This is a genomic window from Pseudomonas allokribbensis (genome assembly GCF_014863605.1).
GTDB classification, from domain to species: domain Bacteria; phylum Pseudomonadota; class Gammaproteobacteria; order Pseudomonadales; family Pseudomonadaceae; genus Aquipseudomonas; species Aquipseudomonas allokribbensis.
This window is the reverse complement of record NZ_CP062252.1, coordinates 2,355,912-2,381,324: the sequence shown is the minus strand read 5'-3', so window position 1 is coordinate 2,381,324 and position 25,413 is coordinate 2,355,912. Positions and strand designations below refer to the sequence as shown.

At 62.7% G+C, this 25,413-nt stretch carries 20 protein-coding genes; 14 read left to right on the top strand and 6 right to left on the bottom strand.

The genetic code is table 11. The features are described from left to right. The first annotated feature begins 9 nt into the window (after window positions 1–9). The 12 genes from IF199_RS10960 to IF199_RS10905 all read left to right on the top strand — a co-directional run bounded on the left by IF199_RS10960 (window position 10) and on the right by IF199_RS10905 (window position 13,908). On the top strand, window positions 10–1,602 hold the full coding sequence (locus IF199_RS10960) for a GumC family protein (RefSeq protein ID WP_096821350.1): 1,593 nt from the start codon (window positions 10–12) through the stop codon (window positions 1,600–1,602). Next, window positions 1,599–2,693 (top strand): glycosyltransferase family 4 protein, encoded by a 1,095-nt coding sequence (locus IF199_RS10955; protein WP_192560366.1) that lies wholly within the window; start codon window positions 1,599–1,601, stop codon window positions 2,691–2,693. The genes IF199_RS10960 and IF199_RS10955 overlap by 4 nt, the downstream gene beginning before the upstream one ends. Continuing rightward, window positions 2,690–4,060 carry an O-antigen ligase family protein gene (locus tag IF199_RS10950; RefSeq protein ID WP_192560365.1) on the top strand — a complete coding sequence of 457 codons (1,371 nt, stop codon included), beginning with the start codon at window positions 2,690–2,692 and terminating at the stop codon, window positions 4,058–4,060. Before IF199_RS10955 ends, IF199_RS10950 begins: the two co-directional genes overlap by 4 nt. Further along, window positions 4,057–5,025 (top strand): glycosyltransferase, encoded by a 969-nt coding sequence (locus IF199_RS10945; RefSeq protein WP_096821347.1) that lies wholly within the window; start codon window positions 4,057–4,059, stop codon window positions 5,023–5,025. Before IF199_RS10950 ends, IF199_RS10945 begins: the two co-directional genes overlap by 4 nt. Further along, window positions 5,018–6,154 (top strand): glycosyltransferase, encoded by a 1,137-nt coding sequence (locus tag IF199_RS10940; RefSeq protein WP_096821346.1) that lies wholly within the window; start codon window positions 5,018–5,020, stop codon window positions 6,152–6,154. The genes IF199_RS10945 and IF199_RS10940 overlap by 8 nt, the downstream gene beginning before the upstream one ends. 13 nt (window positions 6,155–6,167) lie before the next feature. After that, window positions 6,168–7,169 carry a polysaccharide deacetylase family protein gene (locus IF199_RS10935; protein ID WP_096821345.1) on the top strand — a complete coding sequence of 334 codons (1,002 nt, stop codon included), beginning with the start codon at window positions 6,168–6,170 and terminating at the stop codon, window positions 7,167–7,169. Then, a complete protein-coding gene (locus IF199_RS10930) occupies window positions 7,166–8,473 on the top strand; it encodes a lipopolysaccharide biosynthesis protein (RefSeq protein ID WP_192560364.1) in 1,308 nt (435 codons plus the stop codon). The genes IF199_RS10935 and IF199_RS10930 overlap by 4 nt, the downstream gene beginning before the upstream one ends. Beyond that, window positions 8,470–10,389: a hypothetical protein gene (locus tag IF199_RS10925; protein WP_192560363.1), complete on the top strand. Its 1,920-nt coding sequence runs from the start codon at window positions 8,470–8,472 to the stop codon at window positions 10,387–10,389. Before IF199_RS10930 ends, IF199_RS10925 begins: the two co-directional genes overlap by 4 nt. 70 nt (window positions 10,390–10,459) lie before the next feature. Then, entirely contained in the window at window positions 10,460–11,149 is a 690-nt protein-coding gene (locus tag IF199_RS10920) for a GNAT family N-acetyltransferase (RefSeq protein WP_102622398.1), read from the top strand. Window positions 11,150–11,153: 4 nt separating this feature from the next. Beyond that, a complete protein-coding gene (locus IF199_RS10915) occupies window positions 11,154–12,338 on the top strand; it encodes a GNAT family N-acetyltransferase (RefSeq protein ID WP_192560362.1) in 1,185 nt (394 codons plus the stop codon). Beyond that, window positions 12,310–13,101 (top strand): ChbG/HpnK family deacetylase, encoded by a 792-nt coding sequence (locus IF199_RS10910; protein WP_192560361.1) that lies wholly within the window; start codon window positions 12,310–12,312, stop codon window positions 13,099–13,101. Before IF199_RS10915 ends, IF199_RS10910 begins: the two co-directional genes overlap by 29 nt. A gap of 114 nt (window positions 13,102–13,215) precedes the next feature. Beyond that, on the top strand, window positions 13,216–13,908 hold the full coding sequence (locus tag IF199_RS10905) for a GNAT family N-acetyltransferase (RefSeq protein ID WP_192560360.1): 693 nt from the start codon (window positions 13,216–13,218) through the stop codon (window positions 13,906–13,908). 49 nt (window positions 13,909–13,957) lie between these two features. Here the strand turns inward: IF199_RS10905 and IF199_RS10900 are convergent, their stop codons facing one another. Next, window positions 13,958–14,764 (bottom strand): class I SAM-dependent methyltransferase, encoded by an 807-nt coding sequence (locus IF199_RS10900; protein WP_192560359.1) that lies wholly within the window; start codon window positions 14,762–14,764, stop codon window positions 13,958–13,960. A 137-nt stretch (window positions 14,765–14,901) separates the two neighbouring features. Here IF199_RS10900 and IF199_RS10895 point away from each other — a divergent pair, with 137 nt between their 5' ends. Then, window positions 14,902–15,270: a hypothetical protein gene (locus tag IF199_RS10895; protein ID WP_096821338.1), complete on the top strand. Its 369-nt coding sequence runs from the start codon at window positions 14,902–14,904 to the stop codon at window positions 15,268–15,270. On the opposite strand, the gene IF199_RS10890 is transcribed toward IF199_RS10895, so the two are convergent. The 5 genes from IF199_RS10890 to IF199_RS10870 all read right to left on the bottom strand — a co-directional run bounded on the left by IF199_RS10890 (window position 15,261) and on the right by IF199_RS10870 (window position 23,758). After that, a complete protein-coding gene (locus IF199_RS10890; protein WP_096821337.1) occupies window positions 15,261–16,691 on the bottom strand; it encodes a sigma-54-dependent transcriptional regulator in 1,431 nt (476 codons plus the stop codon). The genes IF199_RS10895 and IF199_RS10890 overlap by 10 nt on opposite strands. After that, window positions 16,660–18,153: a sensor histidine kinase gene (locus IF199_RS10885; RefSeq protein WP_102622391.1), complete on the bottom strand. Its 1,494-nt coding sequence runs from the start codon at window positions 18,151–18,153 to the stop codon at window positions 16,660–16,662. Before IF199_RS10885 ends, IF199_RS10890 begins: the two co-directional genes overlap by 32 nt. A gap of 102 nt (window positions 18,154–18,255) precedes the next feature. Continuing rightward, window positions 18,256–19,326 carry an SCO family protein gene (locus IF199_RS10880; protein WP_192560358.1) on the bottom strand — a complete coding sequence of 357 codons (1,071 nt, stop codon included), beginning with the start codon at window positions 19,324–19,326 and terminating at the stop codon, window positions 18,256–18,258. Between the two features lie 17 nt (window positions 19,327–19,343). Continuing rightward, window positions 19,344–22,151, bottom strand: a complete 2,808-nt coding sequence (locus tag IF199_RS10875) for a multicopper oxidase domain-containing protein (protein ID WP_192560357.1) — start codon at window positions 22,149–22,151, stop codon at window positions 19,344–19,346. Between the two features lie 158 nt (window positions 22,152–22,309). Continuing rightward, entirely contained in the window at window positions 22,310–23,758 is a 1,449-nt protein-coding gene (locus tag IF199_RS10870) for a sensor histidine kinase (RefSeq protein ID WP_096821333.1), read from the bottom strand. 306 nt (window positions 23,759–24,064) lie between these two features. Between IF199_RS10870 and IF199_RS10865 the strand changes: the two genes are divergently transcribed. Further along, window positions 24,065–25,408, top strand: a complete 1,344-nt coding sequence (locus tag IF199_RS10865) for a hypothetical protein (RefSeq protein WP_192560356.1) — start codon at window positions 24,065–24,067, stop codon at window positions 25,406–25,408. The last annotated feature ends 5 nt before the right edge of the window (window positions 25,409–25,413 follow it).

Here is a 25,413-nt window from a genome sequence, read left to right as displayed (position 1 = left end):
TGACCTGACATGAATCCAAAGGAAAACTACCTGCATGAGTTCTTCAGGATCTTCTTCGCCAACAAGCAACTGGTGAAGCGTGTCTTCCTGATCTTTGCAGTGATCGCGCTGGTGCTGCCGCTGGTGCTCAAACAGAGCTTCGATATCACCGCCCAGGTGATCGTGCAGTCGAAAAAACTCTCCCAGGGCGACGCCACCACGTCGCTGACCGTGGACAACGCGACGTTCATCCCGCCGTCGCTGGCGGACATGGAAACCGAGAGCAATATCCTGCGCTCGCCAGCACTGATCCGTCAGACCATCAGCGAACTGCGGGACAAGGGTGAGTACACCCCGTCGCCCGGCGTCTTCGCCCGGCTGATTGGCGAGCCGTTCAAGCGCTACATCACCTCGCCGCTGCGTCAGTACCTGATCAACCCGCTGCGCAACGTGCTGGGCCTTGAAACCGATCCGGTGCGCGACACCGCCCTCGATGCGCTGACGCAACAGGCCATCGACAGCCTGAAGATCGAGACCCTGCCCGGCTCCAACGTGATCTCGATCGTCTACAGCTTCCCCGATCCGCATCAAGGCACGACGTTCGTTTCAGCCCTGCTGCAAAACTATCTGGTGAGCCGTCAGGCGCTGCAATCGATCGACCTGCCGCAGTCGTTCTACGAATCGAAAAAACACCTGTACCAGGTGCGTCTCGATGGCCTGGAAGGCAACCGGCAAGCCTTGCTCGAAAGTGTCGGCGCGTCCGATCCGAAGGAAGAAATCACCTTCCGCCTGAACGCGATCAACACCGAAGAACAGGCACTGAACCTGTATCAGGACCGCCTGCTGCAAAGCCAACGCTGGCTGGAGTACCTGAAAACCAGCCTGGCTGCCGCCAGCAACAACAAGCTCAACGACTACACCTTCCCCTACACCTTCACCACCACCGTCGACAACGTGGCGTTCGAGGACCGGGAGATCAAACAGCTGGGCGAGCAACTGACCACCCAGGTCAGTCGCTACATGAACGATCTGGCGGTGTTCCAGCCTGGCAGCGAGCCGATGTTGTTGACCCGCGAGCAGATCGCCCGCACCCGTCAGCAGTTCCTCAAAGTGGTGAGCAACCGCATTCAGGAGCGCACCAACGACCTGGCCGTGGTTCAGCAGGTGATCGATCAGAAAACCGCGCGCATCGCCGAGTTCAAGGCACGGATCCACGAGTTGCAGCAGACCCAGAGCAAGCTGCGGCAGATGGACACTGAAATCGACGCCCTGCACGCCGCGTTCTCGACCTACGCCCAGCGTTTTGCCGAAAGCAGCACCACCCGTTCACTGAACGACGACCTGTCCAACGCCCGGGTCCTGAGCCCGCCGTTCGAACCGACCGAAGCGGCGTTCCCCAAACCGCTGCTGATCATTCCGTTCGGCCTGTTCACTGGTCTGTTGCTGGCGATTGCCTTGGTCTACGTGCGTGAGTTCTTCGATCACCGCTTCAAACACCCGGCGCAAATCAGCCACGAGTTGGGCCTGCCGGTGCTGCTGGTGATCAACGACCAGAGCACTCAGCCGGGTAATCCGCACAAGAACTGGACCGTGCCAAGCTTCGTGCACTGGGTGCGCAATTGAGCACCCCGTCCTCCCCGAACGCCGCCCTGCCGATCATTCATTTGCTCAGCAGTGGCGGCTTCTATGGGGCCGAGCGGATGTTGCTGGATCATTGCCTGGCGACACCGGGGCAGCATCAGGTGCTGTTTCTCGATGCGCCGCCGGAACTGATCGAGCGCTTTCGCGCGGCGGGCGTCGATGCCCAAGGTTGCGCCGGGCTCGGCGCATTGCTCGGGCATCTGCGTCAGCGCCGGGCGGAACGTCCGTTGATCAACACCCACAATTTCAAAGGCCTGCTGTTCGGCTGGGTTGGCGCCACGCTGTTACGGCTGCCGCTGGTGATCACTCAACACGGCTTCACCCCGCGCAGCCGCAAGCAGAAGTTCTACACCTGGCTGAGCCTGCAACTGTGCCGCACCGCGTCGGTGGATCGAGTGGTGTGCGTGGCCGAAAGCATCGCGGTGCTGCACCGCCAGGCCAGCGTTCGTGCGGAAAAGCTGCAAGTGATCCCCAACGGTCTGCCGGCGGCGGTCGCTGAACGGATACCGGAGGTCGATCATCAGCGCTGGCTCGCCGGGTACGTCGGACGACTGAGCAGCGAAAAAGGTCCGGACCTGTTTCTCGATGCGCTGATCCCGCTGTGTCATCAACATCCGCAACTTGACGCGGTGATGCTCGGTGACGGCCCGGAGCGCGAGGCACTTCAGGCGCGGATCGACGCCGCCGGGCTGCAACAGCGCATTCGTCTGCCGGGTTATCAGACCGACATGCGCCACTGGTGGCAGCAACTCGACGCGCTGGTGATCAGCTCGCGCACCGAGGGCACGCCGATGATTTTGCTGGAGGCCATGCAGACCGGGGTGCCGGTGGTGGCGTTCGCGGTCGGCGGGATTCCCGATGTGCTGGAAGACCGGCACAACGGCCTGCTGGCCGCGCCGGCCGACAGCAGCGCCCTCGCCCGCCAGCTCGACACGCTGCTGAGCCAACCCGCGCTGGCGCGCAAACTGCGCGACAACGCCAAACGCACGCAACAGGACCGCTACGACCTCAAGGCCCTGGCCGAGCGCTGGTCGCAGTTGTACATCCGCACGGCACGGGAGGCACGCGCATGATTTTCCCGCTCTCGATCGTCAGTCTGCTGGGTCTGGTCTGCATCGCTTTGCTGGCCAGCCCATGGCCCTATCTGGCGCCGGGCGCGGTGCTCGGTCTGGTGGGGTTCGCGGTGTTGTACCGCAAACCGACCTGGGGGCTGCTCGGCATCGCCGCACTGGTGCCGTTCGAGGGTTTCTTCAAGGACAGTTCGCTGTCGGGCAGCAAGCTCATCGGCGCGTCGCTGGCGGTGATCCTGATGCTGCAACTGGCGATGCACCAGATTCCTTCGGAACGCCTGCGCAGCAACATCTGGCGTTACCTGATCTGGTTCATGGTTCTGTACTTTCTGAGCCTGCTCAACACCGATGACATGGGTATGTCGCTGGGTCATCTGCGCGAACTCAGCGTCGGCCTGATTCTGTTCGTCATCACGTTGCTGATTGGCCGCGAGCTTAACCTCGACCTGTTCGCCCGGCTGGTAACTTTGAGCGTCAGCGCCACCTGCGCCATGGCGATGTTTTCGACCAAATTCCAGGATCAGGGCCGCGCCGCCGGCCTGCTCGAAGACCCGAACGCCTTCGCCCTGCTGATCGCGTTCGCCGTGCCGCTGGGTCTGTTGCTGGTGATTCGCGGCCCGAACCTGCTGCACCGGCTGTTCTGGGGCGCGTGCTGCCTGCTGCTGCTCGGCGGCATGACCAAGACCGAATCCCGCTCCGGGCTGGTGGTGCTGGCGTTGAGTCTGGTGATCGGTTGCTGGCACTACCGTGCGCAACTGTCGCGGATTCGTCCGCGTCACCTCGGCTTCGCGATGCTCGGTCTGGCGATCGTGATTCCGCTGGCGATCTATGCGATGCCCGCCGGCTATCTGGCACGTATCCAGTCGCTGAGCGTGCTCAGTGCCGGCGCCCGTGGCCACGATGACGAATCCCTCGGTCGCCGTGCCTCGTACATCGTGGTCGGCAGCCAGATGATCCGCGAGAATCCGCTGCTCGGTTCCGGCCCTGGCACCTTCCCGCTGCACTACGCCACCACCGGTTACGCCAAGGCGTTTTCCGCCAACCGCAAGATCGGCGACCTGTACCGCCGCGCCCACAACACTTACCTGGAAGTCTTCAGCGAACTGGGGGTTCCCGCCGGCCTGTTGTTCGTCGGCATGCTCGGCCTGGGCCTGTACAACCTGATCCGCGCCCGTCGCGCCTGGATGCAACGACGGGACTGGGATCAAGCGGACCTGATGACCCACCTTGGCGTGAGCTTCCTGTCGCTGACGCTGTTCCTGATGTTTCTCAGTGCACCGAATCAGAAGTACGTGTGGATCATGCTCGCGCTGACCAGTGTCCTGCGCCTGAAAGCCGAGCAAGCACCGTTGACGGAGGCCCGGGCATGAGCCGGATCAGTGTTGTCATCCCGATGTACAACGAGGGCCGCCACATCGGCCGTACCCTGCTGGCCGCGCAAAAAGCCGCGCACGCGGCCAATGTCGAGTGTGAACTGATCGTGGTCGATAACGGTTCCAGCGATGACGGCCCTCAGATCGCTCGCCAGTTCGGTGCGCAAGTGCTGGTCGTGCCAGGCGTGTTGATCGGCGCCTTGCGCAATCGCGGTACCGCCATCGCCACCGGCGAATGGCTGGCGTTCATCGACGCCGACATCGAAATGCCCGAAGACTGGCTGACCGGGCTGTTCGCCCTCGAAGCCGAAAACCACGCCGACGTGTTCGGGCTGGACCTGCACACCCCCGCCGCCGCGCCGTGGTACGCCGTGGCCTGGCAACGCCGTACCCAACGGCCGATCTCCCACGCCGCCCATGCCGTGGACTGGCTGCCCAGTGCCAACCTGCTGATGCGTCGGCGCTGGTTCGACAAGGTCGGCGGGTTCAACGAAACCCTGCGCACCGGCGAAGACAAAGAGTTCACCCTGCGCCAGCGCGAACAGGGCGCGCGGCTGCTGTCGGTCAACGAAAGCGTGGCGCTGCACTGGGGCTACGAAATGAACTGGCGCGAATGGATGGGCAAGGAAATGTGGCGCCAGGGCAGTCACCTGCAACTGCTGCGCACTCACGGGTTCAGCCTGCGGTTGCTGCGTTTTCCATTGCTGTCGCTGGCCGCGTGGCTGCTGGATCTGCTGGCGATTTCCGCGCTGCTCAACGGTTTTCCCCATCACGCCGCCGTCATGGTGACACTGACCACGATACCGGCGCTGGTACTCAGCATCCGTCAGAGTCGCCAACAGCATGACCTCGGCCTGACCCTGCAACTGTGGGGGCTGCATTGGGTACGCCTGCACCTGGCGGGTGCGGCGTTCATTCTCAGTCTGTGTCATTGGAATGCCAGGAGGCCTGCCCGTGGCTGAGTTCATTTTCTGGATGTGCCTGCTGCTGCCGGTGTACGCCTATGTCGGCTACCCGTTGCTGCTGACGCTGCTGGCGCCGCTTTTCCCGGCGTGGCGTCACAGCCCGGCGCCGCCGCTGAACATCAGCATCGTGATCGCCGCGCACAACGAGGCGCGGCATATCGAACACAAGCTGCGCTCGCTGCTGTCCCAGGATTATCAGCCGGCCACCCTGCAAATCATTCTGGCCAGCGACGGTTCCACCGACGACACCGTGGCGTGCGCGCACAAGGTCGTCGACCCGCGAATCACCGTGCTCGACCTGCCGCGTCAGGGCAAAGCCGCGACGCTCAATGCCGGCGCGGCGCTGGCCACGGGGGACATTCTGGTGTTCACCGACGCCGATAACCAATGGTCGCGGGAAACCCTCGGCTACCTGCTCGCGCCCCTCAGCGATCCGCAGGTCGGCGCCTGCGCCGGGCACATGGTGATCCCGGTCACCGGCGGCGGCTTGAGTGTCGGCGACAGCCTGTACCGGCATTACGAAGGCTGGCTGCGCCGGGTCGAGAACCGCACCGGTTGCATGGTCTCCGCCGATGGCGCGTTGCTCGCCCTGCGCCGGGAACTGTTCGAGGACGTGCCGGCGGAGGTCAACGACGACTTCTTCATCAGCACCTGCGCCCCGGTGAAGTTCAAACGCATCGTTTACGTGCCCGAAGCGCAGGTGATCGACCACGGCGTCGATGAAGCGGACAAACAGTTCCGCCGGCGCCAGCGGGTCACCGTCGGCGGCCTGCAAAGCCTGGCCCAGCGCAGCGAACTGCTCAATCCGCTCAAGCACGGGCTGTATTCGATTGCGTTGATCAGCCACAAACTGATCCGGCGTCTGGCACCGATTCTTTTGCTGCCGTTGCTGCTGAGCAATTTCTGGCTGTGGGACGACCACGGTTTCTATCGCCTGAGCCTGATCGCGCAACTGCTTGGGTACGGCATCGCGATTGCCGGTCTGCTGGATTCGCAACACCGCTTACCCAAACCGTTCCGCCTTGCGGCATTCCTGCTGGTGACACTGGCCGGCATGAGCATCGGCCTGTGGCAGTTCCTGCGCGGCCAGCGTTACGCCCAGTGGAACCCTGACCAAAACCGTTGAGAGGGCTCAAGCCATGGCGATCAAACAACTGATAAAACGCACCAGTGGCTGGCTCTATCTCAACTCGTCCGTGGGGCGAAACCAGTTGCACGGCGCCGGGGTGATCCTGATGTTGCACCGGGTGTTGTCCAACGACCGCGCCGCCGACCTGCCGCATCGCAACGAACTGTGCGTCGGGCCGAAAGCCTTCGAGCATCTGCTGGTGTGGCTGCGCAAGCATTTCGATTGCGTGCCGCTGATGGAAATCCTCCAGCCCAACGCCCTGCGCAGCGAACGCCCGCAAGTGGCGCTGACCTTCGATGACGGCTGGCGCGACAACGCCGCCAACGCCTTCCCGCTGCTGCAGAAACATCAGGTGCCGGCGAGCATTTTCCTCTCCACCGACTTCATCGGCAGCCGCCAGCGCTTCTGGTGGGAAAGCATCGGAGAAACCCTGTGGGGCAGCCACGGTGAAAAACCGCGCATGCACCTGATCGACTGCTTGCAGGCGATTCACCACCCGCTGCCGGTGCTGATGGACGACATCGATGTGGATCGTCGCAGCCTGACGTTGCTGCACTACCTGCAAGGTTTGAAGAGTTCTGACCCTTTGATGCTCGAACGCCTGACCGACGAATGCCCGCCAGAGTCGCAACCCCAGGCGCTGGACTGGCATCAGGTGCGGGCGATGGAAGCTTCGGGGCTGGTGCGTTTCGGCCCCCACGGTGCCAGTCACACGATCCTGACCCAACTCGACGACGTGCGCCTGAGCGAAGAAATCAGTCGCAGCCGCGATGCCCTGCACAATGGCTGCAACCGTCCACTGCCGGTGTATTGCTACCCCAACGGCGACAACGACGCACGGGTGCGCGAACAGATTGCCAACCACGATTATCCGTTCGCCCTCGGCACCGGCACCGGGATCTATCGCGGCGCGGGTGATCCGCTGAACCTGCCGCGCTTCGGGGTCAGCCAGCGCACTGCGCGCAACCCGGAACTGCTGTCGTGGCGGATCTTTCGCGGGGCGCGACCATGAGTCGAAGCAATTACCTCAAGCACCTGGCGCTGAGCATGGGCACCAAGCTGGCGATGATTGCCCTGCGCCTGCTGAGGAATGTGTTGCTTGCGCGGATCCTCGGCCCCAGTGAACGCGGGCTGTTCGCCCTGCTCAGCACCCTGCCCGATCTGATCAGCGCGGCCACCAGTGGCGGCTTGAATTCCGCTGTCGGCTATCAGGCCGCCAAGCAGCGGCCGATGGGGTTGCTGCTGGCTCAAGTGTTGGTGTTCGGTTGTCTGCTGGCGGGGTTGTTGACCTTGCTGGTGGTGGCGCTGGTGCGCGAGTTCGGCAGTGAACTGGACGTGACCGTGCAACTCGGCCTGCTGGCCTGGCTGTTGCTGCTGGCCGTGCCGTTGACCGTGCTCAAGAGCGGCCTGCTGACGTTGCACAATGCATCGGGCGGCGTGGTCGCGTTCAATGCCTTGCGCCTGGTGGAATCCCTGGCGCCGCTGTTGCTGTTTCTTGCGTTGTTCTGGATGTGGAAGGAAGCGGCACTGGAAGCCGCGCTGATCAGTTGGCTGGCCGGGATCAGCCTGGTGGTGCTGGCCGGTTGGGTCTGGCTCAAGCGCGCACAACCGTTGCAGCTGCAATGGGACCGCGCCAGCCAGAACGAACTGCTGCGCTACAGCGCCCGCAGCCATCCGGACTTGCTGTTCCAACAAGTGATTCTGCGTTCCGACTATCTGTTCATCGGTGCCCTGCTCGGCAGCACCGCACTCGGTCATTACGCGATGGCCAGCGCCGCCGCCGAACTGCTGCTGATCGTCCCGGAAGCGGTGACCACCCCGCTGATGAAACGCCTGCTGCAACAGGACGAAGGCATGGACAAAGTCACCCCGCTGGCGCTGCGCCTGACGGCCACGGTGATGCTCGGCGCCTGCCTGACCATGGCCGTGATCGGTGAATGGCTGATCGTCACGTTGTTCGGCGTCGCCTACCAACCGGCGTATCCGGCGCTGCTGGCGTTGCTGCCGGGCCTGTTGGGCCTGTGCTACGCGAGCATTCTGCGGCTCGACCTGCTGGGCAAGAATCGTCCCGGCACCGTGTCGTTGCTGATGGGCCTCGGTGCCCTGCTCAACCTGGCCCTGAACCTGGTGATGATCCCGGCCTACGGCATCGTCGGCGCGGCAGCGGCCTCGTCGATTGCCTACCTGGCGGTGACCGTGGCGATGCTGGTGTTGTACTGCCGGTTGAGCGGCGTGCCGTTCTGGCAAACCCTGATCATCCTGCCCGCTGACATCGCTCCGATGTGGCTGATGTTGCAGCGTCGGAAGGCGGCATGAAAAGCCTGGCCCTGCTGCTCGGACTCGGTCTGTCGCTGGACGCCTTCGCGGCGTCGATGCGCTGGGGCGACATTCGCGACGGCAGCCTGTACCTGCAAGCGGATCGCCCCGACACCGTGACCGTGCGCTGGGCGCCGGCGTGGCAGGCGGACGCCAACGAAGAGCACCTGTACCTGCTCGACGGCCAGGGCCAATTGCAGGGCGACCGCTTCATCAAGGCCAGCGAAGCCCGTGGCAGCCAGAGCTGGCCGTTGGCGCCGGGCGCGGCGAGTTATCAACTGGAAATCCCCGGCTACAGTTTCCGCAATTACCGGGTCGAGCACGACGAAAACACCGTGGCGCTGTTCGCCCCGGCCAAGGTGCATTTCAGCGCTGAGACCCGCGACGGCGATGAGCTGTATTTCAGGATTGCACCGGGTGAACACGCGGTGCTCGCGGGCAAGTTCCACGGTGGCGTCAGCGCCCTGCAAGCGCAGCGGGTCGGCGACGGCCAACAACTGTCGCTGGCGCTCAAACCGTATCGCGCCTATTGGCAATTCGATCAGCTCGCGCTGCCGGTCAGCGATCGAGAACAAGTCTGGCGCCTGCGTCTGCAAGGCAGCGGCAAAGCGGCGTTCTGGCTCGATGGCACGGCCAATCTGTTCGCGCAGAATCCGCAGCAGCTCAAACCGCTGCGCGAAGACGATGGCCAGACCCGCCTGACCCTGCACGACAAAGTCCTCGGCCGCACGCCGGACCTGGGCATCGCCCTGCCCTACGTGATGCCGCCGCCCGCCAGTCATGCGGCGCTCGATGCACTGAAACCGACGGCCGCCAGTTACTACAGCTTCGTCGATGTGACGGCGAAAAAGCCGCAGTTCGAAGATGCGTTTCGTCAGGTCTATCAGGACCGTTTCGGCATCCGCCAGGACATCACCCTGCTCGCCGGCAGCCAGCGCCAGGCTGATCTGCGCGCCGATGTGCAAAGCAACAACGGCCTCGACGCCTGGCTCGCGAGCACGCGGCTGCTTGGCGGCAAAGGCACGCACTACATCGGCTTTGCCGACGAGCCCAATCTCAACTATTCAAGCTACGAGCAATACCGTTCGATCTTCACCAGCATGGCCCGGCAGGTGCGCAGCGATCCGGCCAATGCCAGGGCCGGCGTGCGCATTGCGATGCCGGCCAGTTCGCGACTGGTCAACGGCCCGTTCGCCGACAACGCGGCGAGCAAACGCGGCATCGACTGGGCCCGGCGTCTGCTGGGTGAGTCCGCCGATCAGGTCGATGCGCTGGCCTGGCACGAATGGATGATCCGCGACCTGCTCGCCACCCGCGTCTACCGCGACAGCGTGCGCCGCGCCGCCGATCTGGTCGGCCTCGACGCCAAGGGTCAGCCGCGCAAGGCCTTGCTGCTGGATCAGACCAATCTCTCCAGCGGCTCAAGCCTGAGCCCCTACGATCAGGAAACCCATTACACCTCGCTGTGGTGGGCCTCGGTGGTGATCAACGCCTCCCAGGACGGCTTGCTGACGATGCTCAACTGGTTCCAGGCCGCCGATGAACCGGAATACCCCAAAGGCATGTTGCGCGTCTCGGCGGATGAACAACACTTCGAACTGAAACCGGTGGGCCTGGCCCAGCAGTTCATCCAGCAGCACTGGCTGCACAACGTGTTGTGGCTGGAAAACGATGCATTCGAAGTCGATGTGCTGGCGATGGCCGGCGACGATCAGCGCGGGTTGCTGGGCGTCAACAAGGGCACGCGGTTGCAGCGTGTCGATCTGGCGGGGGCCAAGTGCCCGTTGAACAACGGCGCCCTGCGCTATTTCGGCGCCGACAACCGCAGCCGCGACGCGCCCTTCCGCTGCCAGGACGGTCGTGTGCGTTTCGAGCTGCCGGGGCAAACCCTGTTTTCTCTGAGCTGGAACGCTTGATGAACCGTCCGTTGATGTTCCGCCGCGCAGGCCTGTGCCGCGCGATGACTCGTCATCAGGAGCAACGACCATGAGCATTCTGCAAAAAATCAGCGAGCAAATTAAACAGAAAGGCCTGCGTGCCACGTTGGCCAAGGTGTGGAAGCACTATTTCTTTTCCCATCAGGAACTGCTGTGGATGGAGCGCGACCTGGTCAGCCCGGTGCCGCCCCACAGCCTCAAGCCTTACCCGCCGCTGCGGGTGGTGAAGATCACGCCGGACAACGCCGGTGCCTTCGCCCGTTACTTCGGCGACCGCGTCGGGACCATGGCGGAGCTGGCCAACGAAGGTCACACCGGGCACATGCACCTCGACGATCACGGCGATGCGGTGGCCTTCATCTGGGGCAGCGCCCGGGACTATTTCGACCGCCATTACTACGGCTGCCTGTTCCCGGTGAAACCCGGTGAGTTCTTCGAATTCGGCGGCGAACTGACCCGTTCCTATTGGGGCACCGAACTGTCGGTGGACCTGCAACTGGAACTGTGGAAAGCCATGGCCGCCCAGGGCTGCGACAAAGTGGTGGACGTCTGCGAGTTCCACAACATCCCGGCGCTCAAGCTGCACCTGCGCATGGGCTACACCGAACAGGGCCGGATCATGAACGTCTACACCCTGTTCGCCCGCTGGCGTTTCTACCGCGAAACCCGCTACAGCGGCTCGCGTCTGGATGCGCTGCGCAAACCTTCCCGTCCCTCCGTCACAGCAACGGCGACCTGAGCCTATGGCGCGATTCGAATGGCGCACTTCGTTGTGCGCACCCGACTTCCCGGCAGCAGCCTATGAAGGGCTGCGCCTGCGGGTGACGGATCACACGCCGTTCAACAGCCTCGGCTGGTTGATCGCGGCAGAGCAGACACTCGACGCGAGTGAGCATCTGCACATTCTGCTGGGCTGGGAGGCGGACGAATTGCGCCTGTGCCTGCCGTTGGTGGCGAGTCGTGAACGCTTTGCCGGGATACCGTTTGGCGTGGTGCATCACCTCGGTTATCCGCTGGCGGATCGCCTGGCGCTGCTGTCCGTGCTTGAGGCCGACAGCCTGCGCCAGGCGTTGTTGCTCATTCGCCAGCGCATCCCCCACGCGTTGCTGCAGCTCAACGAACTGTCTGAGCCGGCGGGTGAAGAAAGCGTCCTCACCGAATGGATGGCGCGCAGTTCAACTGGCGAGCGGCGCTTGAGCTGTCGGGTGCCGGTGCACCTGATCAGTGACGCCGATCTTCAGGAAGTCTCCGGTGATCCGCGCTACAAACTGCGCCGTGCGCGCAAACGGATTGCGGCGTGCGGAGCTGTCGTGCGGCGAATCATTCCCGATGCCGTGACCATGGGCCCGCTGTTGCAGGCCATCAGCGAAGTCGAAGCGGTGAGCTGGAAAGGCGACGAAGGCGTCGGCATCTTCGCCAGCGAACGCAGCCGCCGCTGCATCGAAAGCGCCTTTACCGCCCTCGCCGCACAGGGTTTGGTGCGGGTGGTCACGCTGGAGCTGGACGGGCGCTGCATCAGCTACCGACTCGGTTTGCTCGAACAGGGCCGGCTCTACGATTACAACCTCGCGTTCCTGCCGCAGTACGCCGATCTGGGCAGCGGTCGGGTGTTACTGGAGGAATGGATTCGCTGGGGCCTGGACGATCACTGGCGCTGGATCGATGCCTCGCGGGTCAGCCTGGAAAACTCCAGTCACCAACTGCACGAACGCATGACCGGGCAACTGGAACACTGGCGCTGGAGCTTCTACTCCTGGCGCCCGAGCGGCCTGTTGCTGGGGCTTGGGCTACGCGTCTGGCAGCGGCTCAAACCGAAACTGCAGCAGTGGCGAGCACGTCGGCAAACGGCGATCGCCCAACCCGTCGGCAAACCCGCCGCCATCACCACGGAGGGCGAACATGCCTCGCCAAGTCATAGTCAACGCTGACGATTTCGGCCTGACCCCGAACGAAAATGCGGTGATCTTCGGCGCCTTCCAGGCCGGGGTCATCAGTTCCGCCACGGCCATGGCCAACATGCCGGCGTTCGAAGCCGCCTGCGCGATGGCCCGCCATCACTTGCTGGAGGGGCGGATCGGCCTGCATTTCAACCTGACGTATGGCCGGCCACTGAGCCAGGCGATTATCGCCCGTCCCACCTTCTGCGACAGCCAGGGAGTGTTCGACCTCAACCTGACGCGGTACAGCCTGTGGCTCGGTCGAGCGGATCGCGAGGCGGTGCAGGAGGAATTGCAGGCGCAGTGGCAACGTTGTGTCGATCATGGCGTGCGCCCGAGCCACATCGATTCCCATCAGCACGTGCACAACATCTGGCCGATCGGCGAGATCGTCGCGCGCTTCGCCGCCCACCAGGGCGTACCGGTGCGACTGGCACGTAACCTGGGGCAAAACCTCAGCCTGCCCAAACGCCTATTCAAAGGCTTGCTCAACCGTCGTTTGCAAGGGCTGGCCGGTGCGACGGCGGACTACGTCTGCACCCCGGTCGACCTGCGCAACGAGCCCGCGCCGACCGACGGTGTGCTGGAAATCGTCGCACATCCGAATCAGCTCGGGGCTGATTTCGGTGATGCCTATCTGCAACCTGGAGAGTCCCTGAGCCGCGTGTTAGAGCAGCGGCTGGCGGGCGTTCCACGGGTCTCCTATGCCGACCTGAACAAGGATTTTCTGCGCGGTGCCGCGGCACTCGATTGAGTTACACAACTTGCAATACTTTCGAAGATGGCACTTCGAAATGAACTTGCAGGCTTGATCTATACCCACCAGAGCGACATCCAAAAACACCCGGGCTGCGGCCACGGAGGGCATATGAGCGTCATTGAAAAGCTGCGCGAACGCATCAAGCAAAAAGGCCTGGGCCGCACCTTCGGCACCTTGTGGAAACGCTACGTGTTCTTCCATTGGGAACTGCTGTGGATGGAGCGCGACCTGATCAGCCCGGTGCCGCCGCACAAGCTGCGCCCTTACGAAGGCCTGCGCAAAGTCGACATCACGCCGCACAACACCGGCGCCTTCGCCAAACACTTCGGTGACCGCGTGCAGACCATGGCCGAACTTGCGGCCGAAGGTCACACCGGGCACATGTACCTCGACGCAGACGACCACGCAGTGGGCTTCATCTGGGGCAGCACCCGCAACTACCACGACCGCCATTACTACGGCTGCGAATTCCCGGTCAAACCCGGCGAGTTCTTCGAGTTCGGCGGCGAAATGACCCGCGCCTACTTCGGCAGCAGCCTGTCGGTGGACGTGCAAGTCACCCTCTGGCAAGCCATGGCCGCCCAGGGTTGCCACAAAGTGGTGGACGTCTGCGAAACCCACAACATCCCGGCGCTGAAGCTGCACATCCGCATGGGCTATCACGAACAGGGCCGCGTCACCCACGTCTACGGCCTGTTTGGAAAATGGCGGTTCTTCCGCGAGACGCGGTACGAAGGTTCACGGCTGGAACCGCTGCGCAAACCGGGACGGCCGGTGGTGACGGCGGCTGCGCAGGCTTGAATTGAAGAAGGCGGCCAATCGGCCGCCTTCATGACGCTCAATTCGGACTTCAGTTTTTCACCCCCACCCACGTAAAACACATCGGCATCTGCGCCTCGCGGTTCAGGTACTGGTCATACGCCTCTTCCCGGTTCGAATGCGGGTATTCCTTGAAATGCGCGATGTTCAGCCCCGCTTCGAGGGCGGCGGTGAAGATGGCGCCGAGGTTGTGCACGAACCAGTACGACGGCGCGGCCTGTTGTTCGACCTTGCCGACGTAGACAATCGGTTCCTCTTGCACGAACGGCTCGCTGCGAAAGTACGAGGTCGCAAGGCGAAACGGGTCCTCGGCGTCGGGATCGACCATTTCCAGGAACGGGTGGGTTTCGTAGATCACCAGTTGCCCGCCCGGTTTGAGAGTCGAGGCGACATGGCGGAAAAACTCGCCGATGTCCGGCATCCAGTTGAGGACGCCGATGGTGATCAGTGCCACGTCGAAGCGACCGCGCAGTGATTCGGGCAGGTGATGAATATCGGTTTCGACGAATTCGGCCTTGTGCGGCGAGCGGCTGTTGAGCTCCCGGGCCTGTTCGAGAAACGCCACCGACTGATCGACCCCGACGACGCTTCGCGCACCCAGCGCGAACAGCGAGAGGCTCTCGCGGCCATTGTTGCAACCCAGTTGCACGACATCCTTCCCATCGACACCGACCTGCTCCAGCAAACCGCGCAGGGTTGAGTCGAGGCAGGAGAAATCAGCCTGGGCGACCTCGGTCAGCAAGGCCTGCCAGTCGGGCGATTCCTGATGATGACGGGCTGAATCGTTCCACGCCTGACGATTGCTTTCGATGGCGTTCTTGTTGTTTGGCACTTCCATGGCGCACTCCGGACGATGCTCTTGATTGAGCGGCCCGAGTCTAGTTGAGCCTGCAGATCCAGGTTGTTGCGAACTTGTAAGCCAACGGGCGGCTATAGTTAATAGCCTTGGGGAAAACCGCTTCCACAGGTGCCGCCATGCAAACGTTCAACCGGCTGCTGCTATCCGCCTGTCTGCTCGCCGCCACACAGGCGCAAGCTCTCGACAGCAACTTCAACTACTACGGGCCGAACCAGCCGTTCGCCCATCCGGCGCCGCCGTCGCTGAATGCCCAGCCGCCACGGCCGTTCGATGACACCACGCCGCAGGATTTCGTGGTGATCCCCGATCGCCACGACTTCCACGATTCACAACTGCCGACCGTGGCCGATGCGACGGTGCGGGTGTTTATCCGCACGTACGATGCCGAGCGCGGCATCTACGTCAATGACGAGGTGCTGGACCCGACGTGCCTGCTGGAGTGCCTGAGCCCGCCGAATCCACGGAGTAACGCGGTCTACCACTGACGCTTGTCCGGGCGTGCCAGGCCGAGTTTTTCGATGCGGTAACGCAGCATGTCGCGGCTCAGACCCAGCAAGCGGGCGGACTTGGTGACGTTCCAGTCGGTCTTGTCGAGCATTTTGCGCACCATGTCGCGCTCGACCTCCGGCAGGTTCATCGACTCGGTATTGCTCGCCGGGCGCGGTTCGAAATGCGGCACCTCGTGATGCTGATGCAGCGGCGGCTCGTCGACCAGGCTCATGCACACGTTCAACTGGTGCGCGGCGATGATGTCGTTCGGCGCCAGCAACACGGTCTGTTCGAGCATGTTGCGCAGTTCGCGCACGTTGCCCGGCCAGGTGTAGTTGAGCAGCAGCTCTTCGGCCTGCTGGCTGAAATGCAGATTCGGTTTGCCGTAGCGCTTGCCGTGGCTGGCGAGAAAATGTCGGGCCAACAGCAGCGCGTCGTCGCCCCGGGCATACAGGCGCGGCACCTTGATCGAGATGATCCGCAGGCGGAAGAACAGGTCACGGCGGAACTTGCCCTGCTGCACCATCTGTTCGAGGTTGCAGTTGGTGGCGCTGATCACCCGCAGGTTGACCTTGCGCTCCTTCACCGAGCCGACCCGGCGGATGGTGCGATCTTCCAGCAACTTCAGCAGTTTGGCCTGCAGCACCAGATCCATTTCGCCGATTTCGTCGAGAAACAGCGTGCCGCCGTCAGCCGCTTCCACCAGCCCGACGCGACGATCCTTGGCATCGGTGAACGCGCCCTTCTCGTGACCGAACAGCTCCGATTCCACCAGGTTGGCGGGGATCGACGCGCAGTTGAATTCAATGAACGGGCCTTTGCTGCGCGCGCCGTCGAAATGCAGCGCACGCGCCACCAGTTCCTTGCCGGTCCCGGTCTCGCCTTCCACCAGCACCGGCGGCAGATCGCCGTTGGTCATGCGGCGTTCGGCTTCGAGCAACTGGCCGATGGTGTTTTTCAAATGCTGCATCGGCGCCGATTCACCGATCAGCGCCTGCACCCCGGATTTCTGCGCCTCGCGCTCCTGATAGAACGACAGCGTGCGCTCCATCCGCTCGGTGGCCAGAGCCTTGTCCAGCAGCAGTTTGAGCTCCGGCAACGCGACCGGTTTGGTGACGTAATGAAAGGCGCCCTCCTTCATCGCGACCACCGCATCTTCGACATTGCCGTAACCGGTCATCATGATCACTTTCAGATCCGGCGCGCTGATGCGCAGCTTCTGGATCAGGTCGTGACCGCTCATGCCCGGCAGCGAGTTGTCGGTCAGCACGATGTCCGGCATGAAGCTTTCCAGTTGCCCCAGCGCGTCTTCAGCCGAATGGCAAACCGTCACCTCGAAGTCTTTGCGCTCCAGGTAGGTCTGAATATTGTCGGCCAACAGTTCGTCATCCTCGACCAGCAGAATGCTGTGTTCCATATTCCCCTCCCGATGCCACTTTAAAGTTGAGACTGACGCGGGTTCCTTCCTGCTCGCGGCTGGTCAGCACGACCGAGCCCTGAAAACGCTCCATGATTCTTTTGACCAGTGCCAGGCCAACCCCGAGGCCGCCCTGCTTGGTGGTGAAAAACGGTTTGAACACCAGCTGTTGCTGCTGCGCGCTCATGCCTTTGCCGGTGTCGCCCAGGGTCATGCACACCTGGCCGGCATGGGGTGTCTCAATGTCGACACTCAGCACGCCGCCCTTGGGCATCGCTTCCAGGGCGTTGGCAAACAGGCTATTGAGAATCTGCGTCAGCAGCACCCTTTGGCTGACGACCGGCGGGCAGTCCTGCGGGTTGAATCGCACGTCGACCCCGCTACGACGAATCAGCGCATCAAACGCGCCCAGGGTGTCTTCGACCGCCGCCAGCAGGTCCACCGCTTCACCGTCATCGTTCATCGGCCGCAACGACACCAGCAGCTCGCGCACCCAGCGCGACATGCGGTCGACCTGACTGATGATGTCGCCGATATTGCGCTGGGCGCTCTGGCTGGCCACTTCCTGGGCCAGTTCGGCGCTGGAACGGATGGTCGCCAACGGGTTGCGCAAGCTGTGAGCCACCGCCGAAGACATCTCGCCCAGGGCGACAAAGGTTTCGTTGCTGATCAGTTGCTGTTGCTGGCTCTGCAGCAAGGTCGAGGCACGCCGCACGATCCAGAACAGCCCCAGATAAATCGCCGCGCCACCGAGGATCGTCGCCGCCCAGATCGAAGCAAAACCACGGTCGATGCGGTCCACCAGATCCGCCGGTTCCTTGTAGATCTCGACCATGGCGATGACTTTGCTTTTGTCGGCGTTGAACATCGGAATGTAGTTTTCGATGAACAGGTATTTGGGTTCGCGGGACAGTTTCTGCTCGGGTTTCTCGTCGTCGATCTTGTGATAACTGGAAGAGACCGGCACTTTCATTTCGAACGATTCGTCCAGCTCGTCATCGTCCTCGAATTTCACGCCGATCAGCTCCGGGTTGGTCGACCAGATCACCGAGCGATCCAGGGCGTAGACCGTCGCCAGCAGGATGTCCGGCAAGTGTTCGACATGATCGAGAAACTCGGCCCGGGCCGCGCCATGGGCCACCGGATCGACGTCGGGGAAATTTTCGTCCTGACGCGGATCAAGCATTTCGCCCATGGTGCGCAGGGGTGTGATGCCGGCATGGCGCATTTCCGCATCGCCGATGGCCTGGACGAATTGCGCCGTCAGCAACGCATCGCGCTCCACGCTCTCGGTGACCACAAAACGCGTGGAGATATAGCCCAGCCCCAGCGCCACGGCGGCGATGATGAAAAAACTGGCCAGCGAGAACCAGCGCAGCAGATTGAACTGTCCGCCCCAACTCTTGATGGCTGCTGCCGCGACATTCGGCGCAGGTGTTTTTTGTTCTTCCAGTCGTTGCATGGGGGTGCCCTGGCATTGTGTATCGAACCGGTTACAGCCACCTCACGACTGAGTGTAGGTGGCAATGACCGTGATACAGGACTCAATGATGCTATTTAGCCGCTAGCGCATGCGACTCACCGTTTCGCTGCTGGCGGCCGGACTTATTGGCGTCAACGCCCCGTCAGCCAAGGGCTGCGCGGTGGGGTGCTGACGCTCGGTTTCATCGCGCAGAAAGTCGATGATCGACTGCGCCGACAACTCGTCCAGGCGTAGATTGGGCATCGGAATCCGCTCGTATTGTTCGAACAGTTGCAGTGCGATCGGGTCCTTTTCCGCCAGTACCCGATCCGGTTCGCGGATCCAGCGGTTGAGCCAGGCCGGGTCACGCTGACGGGTCACGCCGATCAGGTCCGGGCCGATGTTGCGCATGCCGATGCCTTCGCCGTCCTGCGGACCGAGGCTGTGGCACGACGCGCAACGGGTGCGGAACAGTTCTTCGCCGTTGCTTGGCGGACGAATGTCCGGCGCATTGGCGTAGCTTTCCTCGATGCTTGGCTGCTTCCAGTTCTGCAGGGTGTTGGCCAGTTGATCGGCAAGGATCCACGGGTTCTCGAACGGCGACGCCTTCATCCAGCGCCCGGTGCTCTGGTTGCCGACGATTAGGCTCAGGTTGTGATCCTTGGTGCGGCCGTTGTCGACGCCCTCAATGAACAGCCCGAGTTTCTTGCGCAGGTCGGTGACGTCTTCGAATTCGCCGGTGAGGAATTTCCAGCCAGGGCCGACCTTGAACCGTTGCGAATAGGCCTTGAGCACTTCGGGGGTGTCGCTGAGCGGGTCGATGCTGATCGAGTAGAAAAAGATGTCCTGGCCGACCCGATCCCCCAGCAGTTTCTGCACCTGGCGCAGGCGTGCGGTTTCCAGTGGGCAGGAGTCGCTGCATGAAGTGAAGATGAAGTTGATCACCACCACTTTGTCTTTGATCAGATCATCGAAAAAGCGCACCTGCTTGCCGTCCTGATCGGTCAGCAGGGTGTTGGGGAAATAGTCGCCACCCCACGGGGTGGCGGATTCGCTGGCGCCTTCGGGCAGCGCTTGATGGGCGATGAGCACCTGACTGCCGAACAGGCAGGTGACCAGCACCAGGATCAAGTGCATGCCGAGGGCGCGGGAGCGCGGCGTTGGCTGGGTCATGTCGGCTCCCTCCCTTTTCATTTCTTCACGGTCACTTGCGGGCCGAAGCCATCGCCAGTGCGGAAGGTTGGCAGCGCGGCAGAGTTGACGTAGCGCACGCCATCCCAGCTCGGCAACGGTGTCGGCATCAACTGCAGTTGGCCGGGTTTCTCGAGGTCCCAACGCAGCAGCATCGAGTTGTCCTCATGCTGGGTGTTGTGACAGTGCTCCATGTAGGTCCCGGCAAACTCGCGGAAGTTGATCGCCATTTCCACGCTGTCCAGCCCGTCGGCTTCCGAGCCGATGCGATAGACGTCCTTGCGCGCCCATTTTTCCCACTCAGGCGGGGCCTTGCCGCCACGGCTGAGGATGATCCCTTCCTCGAAGTGCACGTGCACCGGATGGCTCCAGCCCTTGCCGCCAAGCTTGATGTTCCACACCTCCAGAGTGCCGAACCCTGCGGTGCCGGCATCGGTCGGGCCGCTGGCTAATTTGGTCGAGGCGTTTAACCGGCGTGGGTCCATGTGGAAGCCGAAGCCGCCATCGGTCTTGACTGTCCACGGTGCTTCATCGGTGCCGTCGCTGCGGCCGAAGGTGAAGGTCCGGTGACGGGCGTTGGCCAGCAGCGCCTTGTCGGCGGCGTTGTCGCGGTGGATCTTCAGCGGGATCATCACCATGCCTTCAGCCTTGCCCGGTTTGGCCGGTTCGTAGGCTGCCGGGTCCATGGCCAGGTCCTGCCCGGTGAAAGGCTTGACGTTGAGCTGCAAGACCTTGCCCACTGCCGGATCACCCCTGTCCCATTGCGGGCCTTTGCTGGTCTGCTTGATCACCGCCAGGTACTTCTCGGACAGCACGTCGGACAGCGAGATCGTCTCTTTCGGGCCTTTGCCGTCGTCCTGGGCCTGGAGGTTGACGAAGAACAGCTTGTCGCCCGGTTTGATGCCGTTTTTCGAGAAATTGACGATGATGTCGAACCGTTCGGCGATGCCCTGGGTCGGCAGGATCGCGTTGTGGTTCTGTTTGTCGCCGTCAGCATCCAGATCCATCGAACCGTCGAACGGCACGCTGTGCTCCATGATGTTGCCGTCGTTGGCGATCATGTGGAACGGCACGCGGCTGTAGGAAACGCCGGAGTTCTTCGGCCCCTGGAATTCACCGCTGGTGCCTTTGATTTCCCGTACCAGCGCGAGTTTGAAGTAGCGCGAGACCGAACCGTTGAGGATACGGAACCGATAACTGCGGGCACGCACGTCGAGGGTCGGTTTCCACTGCCAGTTGACCAGCACCTGATCGCCAATGAAGCCATCGGTGTTGAACGGGTTGAACCACAACTGGCCTTCCTGATCCCAGGCCTTGTCGGCGAACACCAGGTTGACGTCGTAGTCGCGGTTGCCCCACGGCAAGGCGCTGCCGCTGGGGAAACGCAGGTTGACCCCGTCGTTCACCGATTCATTGCCGCGATCCAGGGCGCTGTAGTAGTTCATCATCGCCGCGTTGCCCTTGTAGACGTTCTGCGCGGTGAAATCGAGCATGTGGTCGTGGAACCAGTGGGTGCTCATGGTTTCGCGCCAGTCGCCACGGATCTTGATGGTGCCGTGGTCGCAGGTCTTCTTCGCAGGTGCAAGGTCGTTGACCCACAGGGTTTCCCCCGGTGCACACGGGAACGCCGCACGCGGGTCTTCAGCCTTGGTGTTGATGCTGTCGTAACCGGCGAGCTGGATCGGCCAGCGATAGTCGTAATACTGGCCTGGGAAGAAAAATGCGTTGGCATAGCCGTCGCTTTCCGCCGGTGCGTGGCCGTTGTGCTCGTGGGTGGTGATGGTGTGCAGGCCGAAACCGCGGTTGGCCGACGGATCGATCGGTAAGCCGTTGTAGTGACGCATCATCACCGGTTGGCCGTAGCGCACCATCAGCAGTTTCGGCGGCAGCGTGCCGTCGAAGGTCCACACCGAGTTGTGGTTCTGCACTGGCATCGCCGGGTGGAAACGCGCATCGACGCCTTTGGCCGTGCCATCGGTCGCCGGCACGCCGGCGACGTTGTGGTACAGACCACCGGGGCCGAATTCGCCGACGGCATAACCGTGCATCTGCCGACTGTCACGCAGGCCACCGTTCAGACGCGCGCCGGTCTGCACGGTCTTGTAGGCGACTTGCGGGTAGAACTCGTTCCAGCGCTGGTGAGCCCAGCCTTTTCCCGGTGGCCGGCCTTCGGCGGACGAGCCGATGTGACGGTTGAGGAACAACTCGATTTGCGACTGCCACGGGTTACGGTCGACGACGTTGGAGAACTGGCTCGGGAATGGTGTCAGCCCCGGTTGACGCAAAAACGCGTCCAGCGCCGTGCCGGGTGGCGCGCTGCGGGCAACGCTGTTCGGGTCCTGGGCCGGCGCCGGGCCGATGGCAGCGGGCGGAAAGCCCAACGGCGCGGCCGGGGTGGTCGGGTCGAGTTTTTCCGGGCCGAATTCTTCGAACAATACGATTTGCTGAGTGAACGGCTGGGCGCCGTACAACGGGCTCGGCTTGCCATTCGTGGGGTAATTGAAACTGGTCTGCACGGTGGGCGGCAGGATGTTTTCCGAACGCGTGGTGTTGCGCGTGCCTTTCACCCCGTCAGGCAGATCGAAGGAATCTTCGTTGGCCTCGGGCATGGTCAGGATGGCGTTGAGGGCCGCCGGTTCATCGGCCGGCTCGTCGTAGTAGGCCGACGGGTCGGAGGCTTCCGGCTGGTTCTCGTCATCGATCGGGCTCGCTCGAACCCCGGTCATGGTGCCAAGGGTCAATGCCAGAAAGACGCTTAACGGCGTCAGCAGGAATAACTTGTTGGGGTAACGCGTTGCTCTGTCCATCACCAGCCGCCTCATCTAAGGAAGGGGTGATGGTGTTTTGCAATTACCTCGCCAAAGTATTAATCCCCGTTGAAACAAGCCATTACAGACGCTGTTGCATTCCCCACTCCCCGGTGACTGGGGCCTGACACCCGCTCCTGGGGGAAGTTCACCCCAATTTACTGGATGAGCTGAAACGCCAGACGAACGGTGGTGCCCTCGCCTTCGCGGCTGTCCAGGGTCACGCCGCCGCCGAAGCGCTCCATGATCCGTTTGACCAGCACCAGCCCTACGCCGAGCCCACCCTGCTTGGTGGTGAAAAACGGCCGGAACGCCATGCTGCGCTGTTCCTCGTTCATGCCTTTGCCGGTGTCACTGAGCATGACGCTGACACCTCGGCTGTCCGTTGGCTCAAGCGTAATGGTCAGCGTGCCGCCCTTGTCCATCGCCTCCAGTGCGTTGGCCAACAGGCTGTTGAGGATTTGCGTGAGTTGCACCGGTTGGCTCAGCACCATCGGCGTTTGTTGCGGATGAAACACCACGTTTACCGCGTTTTTGGCGATCTGCTGTTCGAACGCGACCAGGCTTTCATGCAGCGCCGCCACCAGGTTCACCGGTTCCGGTTCGTCGTTGAGCGGTCGCAGCGACTGCAGCAGTTCGCGCACCCACTTCGACATGCGATCGACCTGGCCGATGATGTCCTTGATGTTCTTCTGCGCCGGCCCCGCGTCGAATTCCAGGGCCAGTTCGGCGCTGGAGCGGATGGTCGCCAACGGGTTGCGCAAACTGTGCGCCACCGCCGAGGACATCTCGCCCAGCGCAACGAAGGTTTCGTTGGCGATCAGTTGCTTTTGTTGGACCGCCAACAGGATCGCCGCCCGACGCACGATCCAGTACAGCCCCAGATAAATCAGCCCGCCGCCCAGCGCCGTGGCCAGCCAGATCAGGGTCAGACCGCGCTCCATGCGGGCGATCAGGTCTTTGGGCTCCTTGTAGATCTCGACCATCGCCGTGACGTTCTTGCCGTCTGCGTCGAACAACGGGATGTAGTTCTCGATGAAGATGTATTCCGGCGGCACCACGAACTTCTGCTCTTCACGACCCTTGTCGACGTCGTGGTAACTGGCCGAGACCGGAATCTTTTCATTGAACGCCCGGTCGAGGTCTTCATCGGCGTGAATCCGCGTACCGGTCAGTGCCGGGTTGGTCGACCAGATCACCAGACGATCCGGCGCATAAATGTTGGCGAGAATCACGTCCGGCAAGTGGGCAATGTGATCGAGAAACTCGCCTCGGGCATTGGCCCGGGCCGCTGGGTCTACGTCGGGAAAATCGTTGTCCTGGCGCGGGTCGAGCAACTCGCCCATGGTGCGGATATTGGGGATCGAGACGTGACGCACTTCCGCCGACGCGATGGCCTGAATGAACTGCGCGGTCAGCAAGGCATCGCGCTGCACGCTTTCTTCGATCACGAATCGCGTCGACACCGTCCCGAGCGCCACGGCCACCGTGCCGATCACCGCCATGCTGATCAATGAAAACCAGCGCAGCAGATTGAACGGCTGCTTGCGCGAGCCCAGCCGCAGGCTGCTCTCCTCGACCGGTAGCGATTTTGACTGCATGTTCATGGCGGCGACTTCCCGATACGTCCCTATAGGGTTATAGCCCACCGTTGGGTGATTGCCCGGATGCGGGGGGTGAACGGCCCCACGATCATCGATCTGCAAATCCGCTCTGCCGATGGAGCCCCACAATCCCCAATCCTGGGGACTGTCGCCCGATGCCCGCGCTGCAAAAAATCCCCACCCTCACTTGCCAACCCTTGCGCCACGGGCTTCTCCCGACCGTTACGGGTCGTTGGTATGGAAGTTGTAAAGCCCCTCTGCAACTGACCCACCCCCAAGGGGCAGGCACTTCGATAGAGGGATTAACTCATGCACCCTTTACTGTCCAAAACCGCGACCGTCCTGGTCGTGAGCGCCTTGGCCCAGGGCATTGCCCAGGCCGCTCTGTTCGCCGTCGATCCCGGACCCTATGCCCCGGCGACCGGCGGATTTGCCAGTTGGTATCAGGACACCCACGGTCGTACGCTGGATCTGTGCCTGTCCAAAGCGCTCAGCTCGCGCGTGCCAAGCACGCCTGGCGCCCCTTCGTACATGTGCTCGCTGATTCCGACACCCGGTGTGTTCGACGACGCCCAGCCGATCGTCTTCCCGAGCAACTTTCCCGACGAAGCGTTCTGGTTCACCGCCGACGGCACCGTTGTCGATGCGGCCCGGGGCATCAACCTGTCCTACGGCTCGGCCGTCGAAGCGGCGTTCAGTGGCGGTGATCCGGTGGAAGGCGACCAGATCAGCTTCGCCCGCATCCGCATCCGGGTCGATGTACCCACCGCCGGGACCTACGTGATCACTCACCCGTACGGCGTCGAAGTGTTCACCGTCGACACCCCCGGTCGCCGCGCGATCAACATGACCCGCGACATCGGCATCGGCAGTCCGAAAACCTACGACGGCGCGCTCAAGGGTGACGTCGGGCCGTTCCTGCGCAGCGTCAACGGTCCGTATACCGAGACCAATCCGGCGGGCGGTGCCGAACAATTCATCGGCGACCCGAACCTTGAAGAAGCGGTGACCGGCAGCCCGTTCAACACCAACTTCATCCGCATCGAAGGCCCCGGCGGGATCGATCTGCGCACCACGGTGTTTGCCGTCTCCGGCAAGTTGTCGACGGTGGTTCGGCCAACACCGCTGATCACCGAACGCAGCACCTACTCGCGCAAACCCGGCGACAGCGCCCCGGTCGCCCAACAAGACGTATTCGTCAAAGCCCCGCCTGCTCCGGCCACCGTCGCGGTCACCAGCAGCACGCCGGTGCTCAACCTCAAAGAGGCCGACAGCACCGGCAGCTGGTACGCGCAATCGCAGGTCAACCCGACCTTGCCGACCACGCTGCAAGTGACCGCCGACAACCACCTGGCCATCGCGACCAGTTTGCCGACCACCCTACCCATGACCCTGACCGACCTGGTGGTGATCCAGCGCGCCGAGTACAGCCTGAGCTCCGGGCAACTGACGTTGGTGGCCTCGACCAGTGACGAAACCTCGCCGCCGGTACTCACCGCCACCTCCGGCAGCGGCGCCGCCATCGGTGCGCTGGGCGGTGACGGCGCAGTGAAAACCCTGACCACCGGGATCACCCCGATCCCACCGGCCAAGGTTCGGGTGACGTCGTCCAACGGCGGCAGCGATACCGAAGAAGTGGTCATCGTGCAATGAACGCT